The organism is Candidatus Berkiella aquae (assembly GCF_001431295.2).
Taxonomy (GTDB): Bacteria; Pseudomonadota; Gammaproteobacteria; order Berkiellales; family Berkiellaceae; genus Berkiella; species Berkiella aquae.
In genome coordinates this window covers 2,826,266-2,844,111 of record NZ_LKAJ02000001.1, presented here as the reverse complement: position 1 = coordinate 2,844,111, position 17,846 = coordinate 2,826,266, and the positions used below count along the sequence as shown (strand labels likewise).

Here is a 17,846-nt window from a genome sequence, read left to right as displayed (position 1 = left end):
GATGTAAATGAATGTGTCCCATGCAATCTATTAAGGGCTTGCACATGAGCGGAAGCAGCGTCTTCCCCTTATCCTCCAACAATTCGAACGTTACCGTTTTGCCGGGAAAATTTCAGGCAAAAAGTGACGACGATATGCCGTTTTGCGCCTTCTTTATTCTATGTCAGGTTTTTTGGTATAGCATTGCTCTGTCATTGATTTATGACGTTGCTGAGCGGATGTGGCACTGGCCCCATATTGTTGTGGCAGGTTTATATGGTGGCATGCTGGTTTCCAGTGCTTGGCTTAACCGAGCGACAGTCAAACTCGGTTCGGCTTTCACCGCATTACTGTTGCTCGTCATTGTCTACTATGCAAATACCGGAGTAACGAGTCAGCTAGGATTCATGCAAGGGCTAGTGCAGATCATGCAAAGCCGCTGCATCGATTACACGAGTTGGATGTTTGTGATGGGTAGCAGTTTTGTCGGCTGCTTAAGTTTAGTCTGGGTAGTCAATAATAAGCAGATTAACCTCGCACTTTGGTTGGCGCTAGCGAGCTTTTTGTTAGGATGCAGCATTGCTATCTTACCTGAGGCCACCTTGATGCATGCCAAGGGAGCCGATATGGAAAGCATTTTTGCTAGCCAAGGACTCAATTTGCTTTGGCTTGCCTATTGGGGAATACCGATGAAATCGGCTTACCGAGGTAATGCAGGTCCCGTGAGTAAGACTATTGCAAAATGCATCAAGCTTCCATTGCGTACAATTGTGCTAATCATGGGGGCGATTTCCTATATTTTTTATGATTGGGCTTGTCAGTATCTTGCCACGTGGTTACAAATCATTTGGTTTTTTTCGCCAATTGTTATTTATTTTTATATGCAAAAACGTCAGATGATCCAGATCTAATCTCTTCTTTTGTTACTTCCCAACCTCAAATATGAGCATTTAAAATCAAATAGTTATGATTGCTGAACTATTCTCTTTTTAGCGACGTCTTAATTTAATATGGGGCTCAAAATAACGGGGAACTACCATGGTTACGCGAAAAGAATTAGAGCAAGAAAAAAGACGTTATGAAGCATTTTTGGTGAATGTGCAAAAAGAAATAGACAGTGTTAGAGATGCAGAATTGGCACCCTTCGACAAAAAGAGAACCAAACTCATTGCACAAAGAGATAGAATTGTCCAAAAAGCGCAAAAGGGAAAGGCAGCGTTTACAGAAGATCAACAAGTCTTTAATGCTTTGAGTGTCTTTCAAAAAAAAGAACTAAAAAAAATCCTGAGTAAAATTAAAAAAAATGATGATCGCATTACGCAGATAACAGACAAGCACGACTCAATAAAAGAAAATACAACTACACCAATTTATAAAGCTCAACAAGAGCTTGATTTGCTGATTGCTGAAAAAGATCTAAGTGAAAATCCTCAAGAATTAAGTAAATATTTGCAAGGATTGTCAACCGGTCTTACCAATGTTGAACGAGATCCAACCTATGCAGAAGCGTTTGAACGCAAGTTGAATACCTTCAAAACAATAATAACTGAATTAGTTCAAGAAGGTGATTATGATTTATCAACAATTAGGCTTGAAATGGATTCCATTCTTAAACAAAACCGATACCAAGAATTGAATGATCGAGATGATATAAGCTTTTTTAAAGACGCAGGTATGATGAGCGCAAAGGAAATAGAAGCTAAAGAGAAAAAATTAGAAATTAGCATAAAGTTTAGCGCGATATTAGAGGGTTTATTAGCTAAAATCCCAGAGCAGAAAAAAGCCGTATTGCTGAAAGATGATAAGGGTAAAGGAAAAGAAAAAAGCAAAAAAGACGAAGTTCAAGCACCGCCTAGGCAACAACCCATCGCAGCAGCGTCATCAACCGCAACGGCGTCAACATCGGTTGTTCGGTCATCAACCATGGATTCAAAGCCTCATGCAATTATTAATGCCGCGACCATCGCACAACAAAAATCAAAACCCAAAACGGTTGCTGATAAGATTGCCCATTTTGAACAGCTAGCCAAAGACAATCAACAAGAAACCAGGCCGAAATCAAAGAAGCCATAACATCCAGCGTTATTGCGTTAGCCTGATGAGCTAGTATAATGTGTTAAAATGGATGTCAGAGGATCAGGGATATGAAGCGAAATATGACAAGGATAGTTACCTGGAGTTTGGCTTTGTTACTAATAAGCCAAACTAGTTTTGCTGATGATGCCGATCTTGCCAAACAGTTAACCAATCCTGTTGCCGACTTAATTAATTTTCCATTGCAATATAATTTTAACGATCACATGAACCCACTAAGTAGTGGGCAGCAAAGTTACGTTAATATTCAACCCGTTATCCCAATTTCGATTTCTTGTGATTGGATGATGATCTCTCGAACCATTTTGCCGGTCATTGATGCAACCAATCCTATTCCCTATAGTGGGGAGCGCTTTGGCTTAAGTGATACATTACAAAGTTTGTTCTTTTCACCCAAGAAACCAACCAATGGCATTATTTGGGGGGTAGGGCCGGCACTTCAGATCCCGACGGGAACACAAGAATTATTAGGTACGGGAAAATGGGCAGCAGGACCCACCTTAGTCATTTTGAAAATGACAGAAAGTGGTTGGACCATAGGTGCATTAACGAATCATTTATGGTCACTGGGAGGAAGTAGTGGTAGAGATTCTATGAATCAAACGTTTATGCAACCCTTTATTGCTTATACTACCAAAACCGCATGGACTTATACCTTGAACTCTGAGTCAACTTATTACTGGAATCAAGGGGATATTTCACTACCCCTTAATGCGATGATATCGAAAACGACCAAGATAGGTAAGCAAGCAATGAGTTTTGGTGGTGGGATCCGCTATTGGGTCGATCATCCCGATAGCGGACCTCGCGATATAGGTTATCGTTTTGTCGTCACTTTCCTTTTCCCTGAAGGAAAATCATCTAAAGCTTAATTTGAATATGAGGTGGATATTTTTTGAGAACCTCATTGTAGCGTTGCATCTCTGTTTGTAATGGAACACCGATGGGGATATGTCGAATGCCAATACCATCATTTTCTTGGGGGTTGGTATAAAGATTATACATGTTAGAACCTGCTGTTTCCGAGATGGTCCCGCTAAAGCCACCTTTGTGACCATCTGGATTAATGGCATTGGGTAATTGCACTAATGTCATCAATTTAAATTCATCAAGGCGCACACCTGCAAATTTGTCATTCCAGAAATAGAGAATGCTACGACGATTGGATTCTCCGCTATCTGCTAATAAAAAGGAGACTTGATCAATTCCATCGACATAGCGATCGTGCGGCACTAATTTGCTTAATTCAGCTCCTGGTTTTCCTGCAAGGGAAAGTGCGGTATTAAAAATATCGGATAAATCAAATAACCCTTCCGATTTGCGAGGTGTTATCATTCCTTTCCAATAGGCAAAAGTCGGGACGCGCACGCCACCTTCCCAAGTAGAGCCTTTAGCGCCTCGAAAAGCCGTACGACCATGGGGAGCTACTTCTGCTTCGGGGCCATTATCGGAAGTAAAAATAATTAAAGTGTTATCAAGTTGATTGGTCTCTTCTAGCTCTTTTACTAAAGATGCAAAAACATCATTCATCTCGACAATGCAATCACTGTAAGTGGTACGAGCCGGTGAGCGACCTTGATAATAAGCATTAGGATAACTATCGAAGTGGCATCCTCGCGTACCATAATAAAGGAAAAAGGGCTTTTTGCTGTTGGCTGATTTTTTAATAAAGTCTTTGCCATATTCAAGCCAGCGCTGATCTAAATCTTTAATATAATCGGTAGTAATGGTTGCAACAGATTCAATTTTGCCACCTTTGACAGCATGAACATCATCTTTATTAAATGGTAATTTGTTCATATATTCGGTACGAGCAGGGCTTAAAGCTATTTCCGGATTAAACTGTGGATCGCGCCACTCGGTATACATATCCGATACAGAGAGAAAACCACGAAAATCATCAAAACCCACATTTTGTGGCTGAGAGCCGACATTTTCTCCTATATGCCATTTACCAATAGCTTGGGTAGTATAACCTTGATCCGATAGTAATTTGGCAACGGTAATAAGACCTTCAAGGCCACCAGGTTGACCATACATCGGTGGTACTAAAATGCCATGATGAATAGGATATTGCCCTGTCATGATCGTAGCTCGTGTTGGTGAGCAACTGGGCTGGGAATAGGCAGAGGTTAGAATCAATCCTTCTGAGGCAATTCTATCGATATCTGGTGTAGGATTACCCACACTAATACCACCACCATTAAATCCCATGTCCATCCAACCCACATCATCTAACAGAAAAACAATAATATTGGGTTTTTTACCCGTTTTCTTTTCTAGGGCTGCTAATTTATCTTGAGCTTGTTTTAATTGTTCTGGATGAGAAATAACAGGTTCCATATTGTCGGCAATGCTTACCGTTGGTACGGTGAGATATTGATTAGGATGATTATATCCAGGTAAATTACCTTCTTTGATGAGGCCTGATGTTGTGCTTGATAGGATTTCTTTAGCTGTTTCTTCAGTTACTTTTTTAGCAGCATAAGAAAAAGGGCTAAAAGCCATGCCTACAACACTGAAAAATGCGAATACCCATAATTTTTTACGCACGTCCAACATACAGACCTCAGGTGAAAGAATTATTGATTTTATTCGGATAAAAATTAATAAAAGCCAAGATGATAAATAGACAGTAGTCAGTCTATCAAGAGGCTACTTAATCGCGTGAAGGCGCGTGAGTTCTTGTTTGAAAGAGCTCATCATTTTCCGATATTTTTAAGACGCTAATTGGTACATCAAGCTCTGCGCCATGTTCATGAATAATTTTCAGCACTTGCAGAATAATATTTTGTTTTATGCCAAGAAAGGTAATCCAATCAACCATTTTGACAAAACATACCAAAGAAATGTTTAATGAAGAAGACTTATTAATACCAGTTAAATTGACACTGCAATTCATTGAAGCATCAACGTCATCATGATGCGCTAACATCTCTTTAATATCATTCATGATAGATTCTACCTGATCGATATCTTTGAAACTGATAGCAATACTTTCTTTGATGCGTTGATATGAGGTTTGAGAAACGTTTTCAATACAAATAGTGGCAAATAATGAATTGGGAATATAAAGTGGTCGTTTATCAAAAGTGCGTATTTTGGTTAAACGCCAGCCAATATATTCAACAATGCCTTCAATTTCTCTATCAGGTGAGCGGATCCAATCTCCGATTGAGAATGGCCTATCAAAATAGATCATGATGGCACCAAAGAAATTAGCTAATAAGTCTTTGGCTGCCCAACCAATCACAAATGACCCAATGCCACCGATGGCCCATAACCCGGTAAATGACAGATTAAAGAAATATTTTAAGATAATTAACCCTGTGGTGACTAAAATAATAATTTGAATCGCTTGGGCTAAGGCTTGACTAGAAGTGAGATCTAGTAAGGCATCATCAAAATCGGTACGTAGATATAATTTAGCGCGAATACAACTGGTTAATTTTAAGAGAAACCATGTGAATATAATAATAGAGCCTAGTGTAAAGAGTGAACTAGCCCAGTCGAAAAAATAGTATGGGATTGAGGTTCGGTATTGAACTATCTGCATCGTAAAATGAAAAGCCCATAACCATATCATGCACCCTAAAGGTTTATGGATTGACCATAAAATAGCATCGTCCCAAAGATATTTGGTTTTTCGAGCATTTTCAATAAAACGATTGTAAAGTCTGATTTCAAGATAATGTGTCAGCAATGCTGCCAAGAGAATCAAGCTGAGGGTTAACATCCATCGTTGGTGATGGAACAGACCCATGTTATCTAAAAAAGAATCTAATGAACTCATTGTTAAATTATTCAGCCATTAATTAGCGTATCTACATAGTTTTATCGAAAGAATCAGCATAAACCTTTAATAGACAGCTGAAAAAATAGTAGGAAGTCTATGTCGGTAAAAATACCCTTGAAAGGGTAAAGCTTCTTTAGTATTTTGAATCCGGATTATTTTTAGATAAATCTGCTAAAGAAGAAGTGAGTGTGATGGAAAACCGCGAAAATTACGCCATGAGTCAAATAGATAACTTTCTAGATATTAAAGATGTTGAATTACATTTTATCTTAAATAACGCTTATCAACATTCAAGTCATATTCAAAATGCTTTTTGGCAAGCGCAACATTATTACGCTAATGTCAGCGAAGAACAGAATACACTATTACAACAAAATAGTATTTTATACAGTAATATTAAAAATCATATTGATATTGCTACACTTCAATCGCAAACGATTACGCGTATTGAACAAGATACGGCTTTTATTCAACAATTAAATAAGGCATTAACATTTTATTCCGAATCAGATGATTTTACCTGGTCATTAAGAACGAATAAGATGGAAAGCATTTTATCCGGTGCTAAACAACTGCTTCTCGATGAAAATGCGTTCACCCAAATCTTGCAAGGGCATATACCTGAAGGTTATGACAATACGCCTCCATCCGTGGTTATCTTAGGTGATGAGAACAGTATTTATGGCAATAGCCAATTAACCTATTTAAGCGGCGCTATTTTAGAAGTTCACTTAAGCTTATTAGACCAAGAGAGCCAAATTCAGGATATTCAACTATCTGATTATAACAATTGGATTGATCAATCAGCGCTTGTGCATCTGACACCCATTCCAGAGTGTGTCGATTTAAACCAGGTTTCAGCTGCATTTACGGATAATTTTAGTTTTTATTTTTCTGATGAAATCACACCTCAAGGTTTGGTTTTTATTCATAGTGGTTATGCCTTTGGTGGTTACCGTGATGAATTAAGATATCAAGATAGTAAAGAGCTAGGTCCAGAAGATTGTTCTTCTTGGATTGCTAAAATAGTGAATTCGGAAATCTCTTTTTCAACGATTGACGAGCTTTATACCTATCGCATGGGGCTTCCCGAAGACGAGCGAGGTTATGTTGATTCAGAATGGTTAATGAGTGATTACGTTAAAACCATGGATGTTTTAGAGCCTCTTTTTATTGACGATCCCTTCGATATTCAACCTGGGCAAATTTTTGCTTTTCGCAAATTTGATTCTCCTGAACATGAAAATTCTGCAGGGTTTTCTGGTCATACCGGCGTCGTACTAGGGGTGCGCGAAAATGGCAATGTTGTGACTTTAAGTTATGCACGAAATATGCCGGATATTGAGGGATTTGGACTCTTAGAGTTTCCTTGGGAATCAACCGCAGAAAGAGAAATGATGTTTTTTGATGTTAAACAAAAAGCGATTTCGCTCAATGATGTATTAAGTGATAATTCAATCCTTGCGCAAGACAGTTTGCACGCAATTGAATCTTACCAAGGATATCTACCCGATATTCTTAACCCGCTGTTACTCTCCAATACGGAAATAGTTGTTTTAGCATAGCGACCTGGTACCTGAGTTGTGTAAGTTTACAGTATAGGTCATTAAATTTGCCTAAGGTATACTCCTTTGTATCACGCATAAAATTTAAGATTGATGATGCAAAGGAGCGCATATGACGGATTATAAATATCTTGCCCTTGAAGGTGGCGGTGCTAAGGGTGAAGCCTATATAGGGATGGCAAGCGCATTAGAAAAGCTTGGAATACTCAAAGATATTAAAGCGGTCTCCGGTGCTTCAGCAGGTGCAATCACCGCACTTGTGCTTGCAACTGGTTGGAATGTTAAGCGCATGAAAGACATTTTGACCGAGCTTGATTTTGAAACTCTCGCAACCGGTGGGTTTTTAGGAAAACTGGAATCACCCCTCACCATGATCAGAGAAAATGGCTTATTCGACGGTGATGGTTTCTATCATCTATTTAAAAAAATCATCAAAGAGATAACTGGTAACGAAAATGCGACTTTTGAAGATTGGCATCAACTGCGAAAAACAAGACCCGATTTAAATTTAAAAGATATTTCAGTACAAGCGTGTAATTTAAATACGCGCATGAATGAAACTTTTGCTTACAATACGCAACATAAAGATGTGCCTATTGCGGATGCGGTTCGTGCTTCAATGGGTTTTCCTTGGTATTTTACGCCTTGGAAGATAAAAGGATGTGAATACGCTGATGGAGGCATTCAAAAGAATTTGCCTTCCGATGTATTTGAAAAACAACCTGGTGTTTATAATCCTAAAGTATTGAGTGTTAAATTAGAATCCTTCGATCAAATAAAATACTTTGATAAAGGGGTTACACCACCACCCAAGCCAGTCGATACACCACTTCAAACGACCATCGCTGTCGTTGAATCCATGATTAATGCCCAAGATAAACTTTTTCAGCAAAGCCCTTATAAACACGCAACGATTTATTGCGATACACTAGATATTGGCACTTTGCAGTTCAAAATGACGCAAGATGAGCATAAAGCGATTAGAGCATCAGGTGAGTATGGTACTATTCGATATTTTTATAACCTTGATCCGACGTTGGTCGAGAAGCATTATGATAGGGAAACTATTGAACAATTAAAAGCCGCTGATTTTCCTCTTTGTTTCTCTGAGTTTCTGAAAAAGCAGCAAATTCCGACGGAAATGCAAGATAAACCCACTGTCGTGGCAAGTTCTTCATCATCACATGGGGAACCTTCTGGCAAAAAGTGGACACCATTATTTCAGAAATGGAGTCGCAATACGGCATTAAATGCACATTGCAAGCATTTACATGAGATAGATGCGTCACATAGAAGATTAGTGGCTACAATGTAATTGCGAATGAAAGGAGCCATTATAGGCTCCTTTCATTTATCGGTACCGTGTATACCCATTATGAGTAAATTGGCATGAGCTATAATCATCATTATTTATGATGTTTTATACTATGCCAGGAAGATTCGCCTTAACTTATCCTAAATCAGAAATCGAAAACTATTTCGATATTGAAGTTCCTGTGGAATTTCATCAGCGCTATAATATTTCTCCTAGTCAAAATTGTTTAGTCTTATGCACTGAAAATAAAATACCCCAATTCATGCATTGGGGATTTTCGCCCTTTTGGAATAAAGATCATCATTTTAAAGAATTAATTAATGCAAGAAGCGAATCGGTTCAAGAAAAGCCAATGTTTCGCAAAGCGTTTAAAGAACACCGCTGTGTGGTTATTGCAAGTGGTTATTATGAATGGAAAGAAGAAACAGTAAGCGATGAGAGTCATAAACAACCTTTTTACATCTCATATAAAAATAATCAGCCGCTGCTGTTAGCTGCAATTTGGGATCGCTGTGAAAAAGAAAATGGTGAGGTGCAAATCGGTTTTGCTTTTATAACGACCTCTCCTAATGCTTTTATTAAAAAATATCATTCCAGAATGCCGGTGATCATCGATGATGCTAAATTGCCACTGTGGCTTGATAGTACAGCAGAGGCTCCGGAACTAACAAAATTATTCAAAGCGCTTCCGGCAAAACTTTTTCAAGCAAGGGCCGTTTCAACGCTTGTTAATAGTCCCAAAAATGATAAACCCGCTTGTCTGGAATAAACGTTTAAAGAGAAATAAGCGTATATTTTTCAGGAAGCTTGGGCTTATATCCTAATACTTTAGCCATTCTTTCTTGCACACTCTGATGAATCAATGCATTATTATCAATTTTTCTTGGTTTCCTGCCAAAGAAGCCCGCATGATAGATACCCGCAAGTCCCCAGAAAAAATTATAGAGATCATACAATTTTCCCGTAGGATTAGGATGGAGTATTTGTTGCCATCCTTCTTTTAATGCTAAGCCTTGTGAAAAGGCTTTTTGTAACATCCATTGCAACGTAATATCGGATAAAGAGGAGTCTTCATGACCAGCGCCAATATTACAATGATCCCCACTAAACCAAACTTGTTCAATCGTTTGTTCCATGGATTTTTTAGATTCATCCCATAAAAAAGGCGCAAAAGGGGCTCGTTTTTCATCGATAGATAAAGCATGGTAACCAAATTTCACATCATGATTTAAAGACGCATCGTAGAAAATTTTGCTTCTATTTAAGTGTCCCATTGCTGCAACGGTGTCAAAAACGCCGATAAAATGAGGTTTGCATTCTTGACTAAACGATTGTTTAAATTCTGTGGCAATCGTGGAATCAATTTTTTTATGTTGCCTAAATCGGTGATACATATCTGAGACATAGGGCATTAAATTGATGCTTCCTTTTCGCAACAGACCAAATCGAAAGATCATGCCTGCCAAGGCGCGCACCGTATAAGCACCCCTGCTAAATCCAAATAAAAACACTTTATCGTCTGGTTGATAGTTTTCCATTAAATATTCATAGGCATCAATAATATTTTGATTGAGTCCATAGCCAAATCCTAAACCACACCACACACTTTTCAATTTGGTATACCAGCTCTCACCGGGTAGGTTAAGTGTCCCAACCCCAGGATCATAATAAACAATTTGTTTTATGAGTGCTGATTCTGAATTGTCGTGAAGGCATGCTTGAGAAATTTTTACAATATTAGTATTGCATTGACCGAATTTATTGCCGGTTCCATCACAGCAGATCACAATATTTTTATTCATGAGAGATCCATAGTTTGGTTGAAAACTTATTTAAAGTTAATATCAAGTTATTAACTAAATTCTATGATCATAGAGTATGAATTTAAACAAGACATTGCCAAATAAACCCTTTAAAATAATTTAGAATTTTTATAATAAGATATTGATTAAGATGTTACATAAGAAATTAGTTGTTTACCTTCTATCCTTTATTCTTCTATTATTTTCGCAAAGTGTTTTCGCTGTTGAAGAGCATGCCAAACTGTGGACTAGTTATGAGATAAGTGGCGGTATTTTCAATGGATCAAAAGTAAGATTTTATCTGCAACCACAATTGCGTTTTATCGATAATGAATATAAGTTTGAACAAGCGGTAGTGCATGCAGGATTAGGCTATAAAATAGCCAAGCCTTTAACATTCTATATTGGCAACAGTGGCGTCATCAGCAAACAAAGTAGTGGCGACTTCGTTGATGAATATCGTATTTGGCAGCAACTTAATTGGGAAATCATTAAAGGGTCGCATTTTAATGTAAAAAGTCGTACCCGATTGGAACAACGCAAACAGGAGGCTACACCTCAGTGGGCAAATCGTTTACGAGAAAAATTAACTTTTGTATTCCCTGTCCACCCCATTTCAATTATTGTTTCAGATGAACTGTTTTTTAATTTAAATCATCCCTTATGGGTCTCTGAGTGTTCTCTTTCGCAAAATCGAGGATTTATCGGTTTTGGCGTTCCTTTAGCAAAACACACTTCTATTGAAATAGGCTACTTGAATCAATATCAATTCAATAAAACAGATTCCATGAGCAACATTGTTAATATTGGTTTGGTTACTCAGTTGCCATAAGTACATACAAAAAAGTAAAGAGAACTAAATGGCAACTAAAAAAAGTACGATAGACTATTTACTTGAGCAGGTAGCGCAAGCTGGTGTCGTCTCTGCGCGTAAAATGTTTGGTGAATATGCAGTTTATTGTGACGGTAAAGTCGTTGCCTTAGTTTGCGATGATGAGTTGTTTGTTAAGCCAACTGCAGTTGGTAAGCAATTTATTGGTAACATTACTGAGGGGGTGCCTTATCCAGGTGCAAAAGCTTATTTTCTTATTTCGGGTGATCAATGGGAAGATGCAGATTGGTTAACAGAGCTTATTAGAATCTCCGCAGCAGAATTACCCTTGCCTAAGCCAAAAAAGAAAAAGTAATTATTAAAAAACGCAGAACCTAACTTCTTATTCTTTGTCTAAGAACTTGTACAGATATAAGCTGTAAAGGGTTCTTTCATGAATAAAAGTATAGCTCTGTTAATTTGCTTACCCTCAATAGCCTCCACTGTTTCAGCCAACGAGTTGCCAGATTTTTGTAAATCGGGAGCTTTTATTTGCGAACAAATTTCTCCCAATTCTGTCGTAGCTTATCCTGTTAGCAATATCCAAACGAACATGAATAAACGTAAGGTATCTGCAGAAAATGATAATAATAGAGATAGTCATAAAAATACCAATACGAACCTGTCAGATACCATCGAAGTCGATTTGAAAAAATTGACATGGGTTGCTTATGATGGAACGGGTGAACTTATTCGCTCAGGGCGTGTTTCAGGTGGAAAAGATTACTGTCCCGATATCGGTAGAGAATGTAAAACAGTGACAGGAACTTTCACCATTTTTAGAAAAGGGGGAGAAGACTGCAAATCAACTATTTATCCTGTGGGACGAGGCGGGGCACCGATGCCTTATTGTATGTTTTTTCATGGGGGGTATGCATTGCATGGTTCCAATGCAGTGCCAAATTATAATGCGAGCCATGGTTGCGTTAGGATGGCGCCAGAAGATGCACAATGGTTAAATGAAGATTTTGTGCAAGAAGGATTAACTCAAGTGGTGGTACATTACTAGTGTTATCATTTTATAATCACACGAGCAAAATCAGTGATGATTTTATCAAATGATTTTTCCGCAAAGGCATTACTTGGTATCATCGAGGTGAAGCCATGAAATAAACCAGGATAATTATAATAATCAACTTGGTTCCCTTCATTTTTCAATCGGGTAGCATATTGCTCCCCTGCATCACGCAAAGGGTCACATTCTGCGGTTACAATCATCGCAGGAGGTAAGCTCTGTAAATTTTTAGCTTTTCCTGGCAAACAATAAGGATTTAATAAATCAGATTCATTGTTTATATAATGATTCATAAAATATTGCATTGATTTTTTCGTTAAAAAATAATTTTCACCATAGAGTTGATATGAATGGGTAGAAAAATCATCGTTGATAACCGGCATCATTAACAATTGATGTTTGATAGTTCCTGTATGTCCTTGATCTCGCATTATTAAGCACGTGACAGTGGCAAGCGTCGCGCCAACGCTCGCCCCGCCGACATAAATGTTGTTTTTATCAACATTGAATAGTTCGGCATTTTGGATGACCTCATGTACCACCATATAAGCATCTTCAATGGCAGCAGGGAATTTATGTTCAGGTGCTAATCGATAATCAACCGAGATGACGGATATATTTGCCGCGTTGGCTATTTTTCGACAAATCAAATCGTAACCTGCAATACTGCCCATGACAAAACCACCACCATGGAACCAGATAAGGCAGGGGGCTTTTTTCTCAGATAAATAATAATGTCTGATTGGAATGGCATGATCATTCGCTTTAATCTCTTTATCTTCTGTTTTAATGCGAGCTAATGCTTCGCTGTAGACCACGTTGGTATTCGCTTTAAAACGTTCACGATTTTGCACAGGCGTAAACTCACTGAGATCAGGTTGCTGCGCGCATGTTTTTAAGAATTCAATAAAGCTGTTATCAATCGCCATAGCGTTCCTACATCATTCTTAAAGGGAAAGATTGTAATGCAACGTATTAAGTGTTCTGGGATTACTTTATATCCTGTTACTGTAATATAGACTTTGTTCATTGCATTTTTGCCACGATGTGACAATCGAAGACTGGATATTTCTTACGGTATTATCAATAATATTAACCCTGTGAGACAAATTATTATTTTTAAGATACAACCGATGAATTTAATGAAAACGTTGCTTTTGTTAGGTGCTTCTAATGTGTTTATGACTTTTGCTTGGTATGCGCACCTTAGAAACCTAAATAACAAAGTATTGTGGGTCGCTATTTTGGCAAGTTGGGGCATTGCCTTTTTTGAGTATATTTTCCAAGTGCCAGCTAATCGTATTGGTTTTAATGAAGCTGGGCTGAGCTTAGCGCAGCTGAAGATCTTGCAAGAGGTGATTACTTTATCTATTTTTATCCCTTTTGCTATTTATTATATGCGTCAGCCAATCTCTTTAAATTTCCTATGGGCAAGTTTTTGTATGGTAGGGGCGGTTTATTTCATTTTTCGCTAATAGTAGGGGAATCATGCAAGATAAATTAACAGCGCTTGTAACAGGAGCGCAAGGTGGAATTGGAAAAGCCATTGTAGAAAAATGATCATTGGTTTAACAAAGTCTTTAGCATTTGCACTAGCGGCAAATATTCGTGTTAATGCAATTGCTCTCGCCATTGTAAAGACAGCGATGATGGATAAAATTCCTGAAACGATTCTGGCACACTACCATAAACAGGAATTACTACCTTCTGGAATTGAGGCCGATGCTATTTCCGATGCCGTACTATTTTTGGCTACGTACTTATCTAAAAATATGACAGGAAGCACTTAAGATGTAAATAATGGAGTATATTTAAGGTAAAATATAGTAACCATGAGGTTTGTAGAAATAATTACGTGCCAAAAGCCCAAAGTTGTTTGTTTCGGTCGATGACATAAATGGTTCCATCACTACTGATAGCAGGAGAAGAAACACCGCCAGACAAGTCACTGTTTAAAGTATGTTGCTTTAAATCAAGAAAAATGTGTATAGACCATCTTGACTGTTGACATAAACTCTATCGGCGGAAATAGCCGGAGCGCTTATCGTATGACCCTGCATTTTAAATTTATTCAACAGTTTGCCATCACTATATAAAGCAAAAACATTCGCACCTGCGACAATCGTCAATGACAATAATAGGTCGTTCAGGCGAGAGAGTCATTTTGCTCAATTCCCCAAATGTGTCTCTTAGAAATAATAGTTACACGTATATACACATGCTCTATTTGTAAAGTTCTCATCAAAAATATCGTCAACCATAGTTGACGATATGGGGTTTGCAGATTATATTGTCATACATGGTTGACAATATGGTTGCTTGCCCATGGAGATAGAAGAATGTTAAGTAAAGAAAAAAAAGAGAAATTAATCTTTGGCCTATTGATGTCGGGAAGCATGGCATTGGTGATGTCGGGTATCATGACCTACCTAAACATAGGCTTCGTTTCAAATTATTTATCGATTTGGATGAATGCTTTCATCATTGCTTATCTTATCGCATTTAGTTTAAGCATCATGTTATCTCCTGCCATCGCAAAAATTGTTCGAAGAATGGTTCGCTGAAGGAATCCAATATGCGCAACGTTGCACTTAAAATATTAACCGGCGACACCGCTAAATATCTTGGACTAATATTTGGCATTATGTTCGCAACGCTGTTGATGTCACAGCAAGTTTCTATCTTTATGGGGCTGCTGGGACGCACTGCAAGCCAAATCACGGATGTGACAGAAGCGGATATTTGGGTCATGGACCCTATGGTTGATTATATCGATCAAATCAAATCACTCCCCGATCGCGATCTCATGCGGGTTCGTAGCGTCAATGGCGTAAAATGGGCTGTTCCTTTCTTTAAAGGTATGGGGATGGCACAAACGGTTGATGGCACTATGCAAAATGTCATTATACTAGGCGTGGATGATAGCACGCTTATTGGCCAGCCGCCTCAAATGCTTTATGGAAAATGGGAAGATCTAAAAGAACCTAATTCAATAATAATCGATCAAGATGGTTTTAAATACTTATGGCCAAATGAAGCATTATCGATTGGCAAAACGTTAGAAATCAATGAACGACGTATTACCATTGTTGGGATTTGCGCAGCATCGCCTCCTTTTGTAACCAATCCTGTCGTTTACACTCGATATTCTATTGCTAAGCAATTAGCAAAAAGTGAAGGCAACCAAATGAGTTTCATTCTGGTAAAAGCTCAAGAGGAAATCAATGATTTGACTTTGGCTAAAGAAATCGAAAATAGAACGCACTTACAAGCATTAACCAAAAAAGATTTTCAACACCGTAGTATCCAATATTATATGGAACATACCGGAATTCCGATAAATTTCGGAATTACCGTCCTGTTAGGATTTATTATTGGTGCTGCAATTACTGGACAAACTTTCTATTTGTTCATTATTGAGAATATTAAGCAGTTCGGTGCGCTAAAGGCAATCGGCGTAACCAATGGGCAAATTTTGCGGATGGTTTTATTACAAGCCTCGGTTGTCGCTTCTATTGGTTTTAGCTTAGGAATAGGCTTGTGTGCGCTCTTTTTTGAATTAACATCCAATGTGCCGGCACTTCGAGGATTTACCTTAGATTGGCAAGTCGTTCTTGGAACCGCATTTGCCGTGTTAGTCATTGTGTTTTTAGCAAGTATTTTTAGTATTAGGCGGGTTTTTACGATTGATCCAGCTATTGTTTTCAGGGGGTAAATGATGAGCATCGCATTAAGTTCATATAATATCGTCAAAGATTTTTCATCGAATGGCAATTTGTTACGTGTTTTAAACGGCGCGAGTTTAAATATTTTCTTTGGTGAATTAACCATGCTTATTGGCCCAAGTGGGTGTGGTAAAACAACCTTACTTTCGATTCTCACTGGCATTTTGCGGCCAACGCAAGGTAAGGTGATTATTAACAACATTGATCTTGATACATTAACAGATAAACAAAATGTGATTTTTCGTCGAACGCATTTAGGACTTGTCTTTCAACAATTTAATCTCTTGTCTCACTTAACGGTGGCAGAAAATGTTGCTCTCCCTTTACTTGCTTCAGGTATTGTTTTTAATGATGCCGTTGTTAAAGCAAAAATAACGTTGTCACGATTTGGAATGAGTTCGCATGCCAATAAAAAACCCAATCAACTTTCAGGAGGCCAGCAGCAGCGGGTCGCATTTGCTAGGGCGCTTGTGCATGATCCTAAAGTGATTTTTTGTGATGAGCCCACCTCAGCCCTTGATGCGCAATCTGGCTATCAAGTGATGGAAGCATTGCAAGAAATTGCGGTTAAACCTGATTGCGCTGTCATTGTTGTGACACATGATAACCGAATTTATTCATTTGCCGATCGTATTATTCATATGAATGATGGCATTATTGTTAAAGAAGAATTAGTGGAGAAAGGTAATGAAAATTAAAAATAAACTATTAACGATAGGTTTACCGATGATTGCTGCTAGTATGCTTATATTGACGGCTAAAGCAGTTTATCATCCAACCAGAGAGGCTGGCGTACCTATGATGGAACCAGCATCTTATGAACAATCACAGCGGATTGCAGGTATTGGCATTGTTGAACCTCAAAGTGAAGTGATTAATATCGGTACGCATATTTCAGGCGTCGTTCAGCAAATCCATGTTAAGGTAGGGCAGCAGGTTAAAGAAGGTGAACCGTTGTTTACCATAGATGAGCGAGGTGTGAAGGCTCAACTTGACAATGCCCATGCAAGGCTTGCCTCCGCGAAGTGTGCATTAGAGGATGTATCAATGGAACTTTCTTTTTATGAAAAAATTTCAAATTCTAATGCGATTTCTGAAGAGGAATTATCAAACAAGCGTTTTGCTGTTAAACGTGCTCGTACTTTTGTTAAAGAAGCTGAAACTTCTATACATGAATTACAGACCTCGCTGTCGCGCTTAACCGTAACAGCGCCGATTTCAGGTGAGATCCTACGCTTAAACATTCGAGTTGGCGAATATGCTAGCGAAGGAAAATTAAATGAAGGATTTATTGTGATAGGTGATACCTCTAAACTTCATGTGCGTGTTGAAATTGATGAAAGCGATGCACAGCGTTTACAGCAGCATGCGAGTGCTAAAGGCGCTTTACGTAGTGATGGCAGTAACATGGTTCCGTTAACCTTTGTGCGTGTTGAGCCGATGATCAAAGCGAAACGAACCTTGACAGGTGAGAGTCATGAACGAATTGACACGCGCATTCTCGAAGTAATTTATGCCTTTGATAAGCAACAGCTTTTGGCATACCCTGGGCAACAAATGGATGTGTATATTGCACCTCCGTCCATTACTTCTTAACATGTCAATAAAGCTCATGTTTTATTCTCTTATTTTAAAGGTAGCTTATTTCTTGCTGGTCTAAATCACAGAAATATTCTCTGAACTT

At 38.3% G+C, this 17,846-nt stretch carries 19 protein-coding genes; 15 read left to right on the top strand and 4 right to left on the bottom strand.

Going from position 1 to position 17,846, the window contains the following annotated elements:
* Positions 1–44 precede the first annotated feature (44 nt).
* From HT99x_RS12430 to HT99x_RS12420, 3 genes are all read left to right on the top strand, one after another.
* Positions 45–890, top strand: a complete 846-nt coding sequence (locus HT99x_RS12430) for a hypothetical protein (RefSeq protein ID WP_075067013.1) — start codon at positions 45–47, stop codon at positions 888–890.
* Between the two features lie 127 nt (positions 891–1,017).
* On the top strand, positions 1,018–2,052 hold the full coding sequence (locus HT99x_RS12425) for a hypothetical protein (protein WP_075067014.1): 1,035 nt from the start codon (positions 1,018–1,020) through the stop codon (positions 2,050–2,052).
* Between the two features lie 71 nt (positions 2,053–2,123).
* Positions 2,124–2,945 (top strand): transporter family protein, encoded by an 822-nt coding sequence (locus HT99x_RS12420; RefSeq protein WP_075067015.1) that lies wholly within the window; start codon positions 2,124–2,126, stop codon positions 2,943–2,945.
* Here HT99x_RS12420 and HT99x_RS12415 read toward each other — a convergent pair.
* Together HT99x_RS12415 and HT99x_RS12410 are read right to left on the bottom strand one after the other, a co-directional pair.
* Positions 2,935–4,581, bottom strand: coding sequence for a sulfatase-like hydrolase/transferase (locus HT99x_RS12415; protein WP_102134659.1), 1,647 nt, complete (start codon positions 4,579–4,581; stop codon positions 2,935–2,937). The two genes, HT99x_RS12420 and HT99x_RS12415, sit on opposite strands and share 11 nt — an antisense overlap.
* A 151-nt stretch (positions 4,582–4,732) precedes the next feature.
* The gene (locus tag HT99x_RS12410) at positions 4,733–5,866 is read right to left on the bottom strand and encodes a mechanosensitive ion channel domain-containing protein (RefSeq protein ID WP_083482942.1); all 1,134 of its coding nucleotides are present in this window, start codon (positions 5,864–5,866) and stop codon (positions 4,733–4,735) included.
* Between the two features lie 191 nt (positions 5,867–6,057).
* On the opposite strand from HT99x_RS12410, the gene HT99x_RS12405 reads away from it, so the two are divergent.
* From HT99x_RS12405 to HT99x_RS12395, 3 genes are all read left to right on the top strand, one after another.
* A complete protein-coding gene (locus tag HT99x_RS12405) occupies positions 6,058–7,434 on the top strand; it encodes a hypothetical protein (protein WP_139016626.1) in 1,377 nt (458 codons plus the stop codon).
* Between the two features lie 112 nt (positions 7,435–7,546).
* Positions 7,547–8,749, top strand: coding sequence for a patatin-like phospholipase family protein (locus tag HT99x_RS12400; RefSeq protein ID WP_075067017.1), 1,203 nt, complete (start codon positions 7,547–7,549; stop codon positions 8,747–8,749).
* 112 nt (positions 8,750–8,861) lie between these two features.
* Positions 8,862–9,518, top strand: a complete 657-nt coding sequence (locus HT99x_RS12395; protein WP_075067080.1) for an SOS response-associated peptidase family protein — start codon at positions 8,862–8,864, stop codon at positions 9,516–9,518.
* 4 nt (positions 9,519–9,522) lie between these two features.
* Here the strand turns inward: HT99x_RS12395 and HT99x_RS12390 are convergent, their stop codons facing one another.
* Positions 9,523–10,551 carry a phospholipase effector Tle1 domain-containing protein gene (locus tag HT99x_RS12390; protein WP_075067018.1) on the bottom strand — a complete coding sequence of 343 codons (1,029 nt, stop codon included), beginning with the start codon at positions 10,549–10,551 and terminating at the stop codon, positions 9,523–9,525.
* Positions 10,552–10,702: 151 nt separating this feature from the next.
* On the opposite strand from HT99x_RS12390, the gene HT99x_RS12385 reads away from it, so the two are divergent.
* The 3 genes from HT99x_RS12385 to HT99x_RS12375 all read left to right on the top strand — a co-directional run bounded on the left by HT99x_RS12385 (position 10,703) and on the right by HT99x_RS12375 (position 12,431).
* The gene (locus tag HT99x_RS12385) at positions 10,703–11,383 is read left to right on the top strand and encodes a DUF2490 domain-containing protein (RefSeq protein WP_075067019.1); all 681 of its coding nucleotides are present in this window, start codon (positions 10,703–10,705) and stop codon (positions 11,381–11,383) included.
* A gap of 28 nt (positions 11,384–11,411) precedes the next feature.
* Positions 11,412–11,738, top strand: a complete 327-nt coding sequence (locus HT99x_RS12380; protein WP_075067020.1) for a TfoX/Sxy family protein — start codon at positions 11,412–11,414, stop codon at positions 11,736–11,738.
* Between the two features lie 78 nt (positions 11,739–11,816).
* A complete protein-coding gene (locus tag HT99x_RS12375) occupies positions 11,817–12,431 on the top strand; it encodes a L,D-transpeptidase family protein (RefSeq protein WP_075067021.1) in 615 nt (204 codons plus the stop codon).
* A gap of 5 nt (positions 12,432–12,436) precedes the next feature.
* On the opposite strand, the gene HT99x_RS12370 is transcribed toward HT99x_RS12375, so the two are convergent.
* Positions 12,437–13,366 (bottom strand): alpha/beta hydrolase fold domain-containing protein, encoded by a 930-nt coding sequence (locus HT99x_RS12370; RefSeq protein ID WP_075067022.1) that lies wholly within the window; start codon positions 13,364–13,366, stop codon positions 12,437–12,439.
* Between the two features lie 204 nt (positions 13,367–13,570).
* Between HT99x_RS12370 and HT99x_RS12365 the strand changes: the two genes are divergently transcribed.
* From HT99x_RS12365 to HT99x_RS12340, 6 genes are all read left to right on the top strand, one after another.
* Positions 13,571–13,912, top strand: coding sequence for a DMT family protein (locus HT99x_RS12365; protein ID WP_075067023.1), 342 nt, complete (start codon positions 13,571–13,573; stop codon positions 13,910–13,912).
* Between the two features lie 24 nt (positions 13,913–13,936).
* A complete protein-coding gene (locus tag HT99x_RS12360; protein ID WP_259567016.1) occupies positions 13,937–14,227 on the top strand; it encodes an SDR family oxidoreductase in 291 nt (96 codons plus the stop codon).
* A 549-nt stretch (positions 14,228–14,776) separates the two neighbouring features.
* Complete coding sequence (locus tag HT99x_RS12355) at positions 14,777–15,001, top strand: DUF2798 domain-containing protein (RefSeq protein WP_075067025.1); 225 nt, start codon at positions 14,777–14,779, stop codon at positions 14,999–15,001.
* Between the two features lie 11 nt (positions 15,002–15,012).
* Positions 15,013–16,152: an FtsX-like permease family protein gene (locus HT99x_RS12350; protein WP_075067026.1), complete on the top strand. Its 1,140-nt coding sequence runs from the start codon at positions 15,013–15,015 to the stop codon at positions 16,150–16,152.
* Positions 16,153–16,860, top strand: a complete 708-nt coding sequence (locus HT99x_RS12345) for an ATP-binding cassette domain-containing protein (RefSeq protein ID WP_075067027.1) — start codon at positions 16,153–16,155, stop codon at positions 16,858–16,860.
* A complete protein-coding gene (locus HT99x_RS12340) occupies positions 16,850–17,758 on the top strand; it encodes an efflux RND transporter periplasmic adaptor subunit (RefSeq protein WP_075067028.1) in 909 nt (302 codons plus the stop codon). Before HT99x_RS12345 ends, HT99x_RS12340 begins: the two co-directional genes overlap by 11 nt.
* Positions 17,759–17,846: the final 88 nt, after the last annotated feature.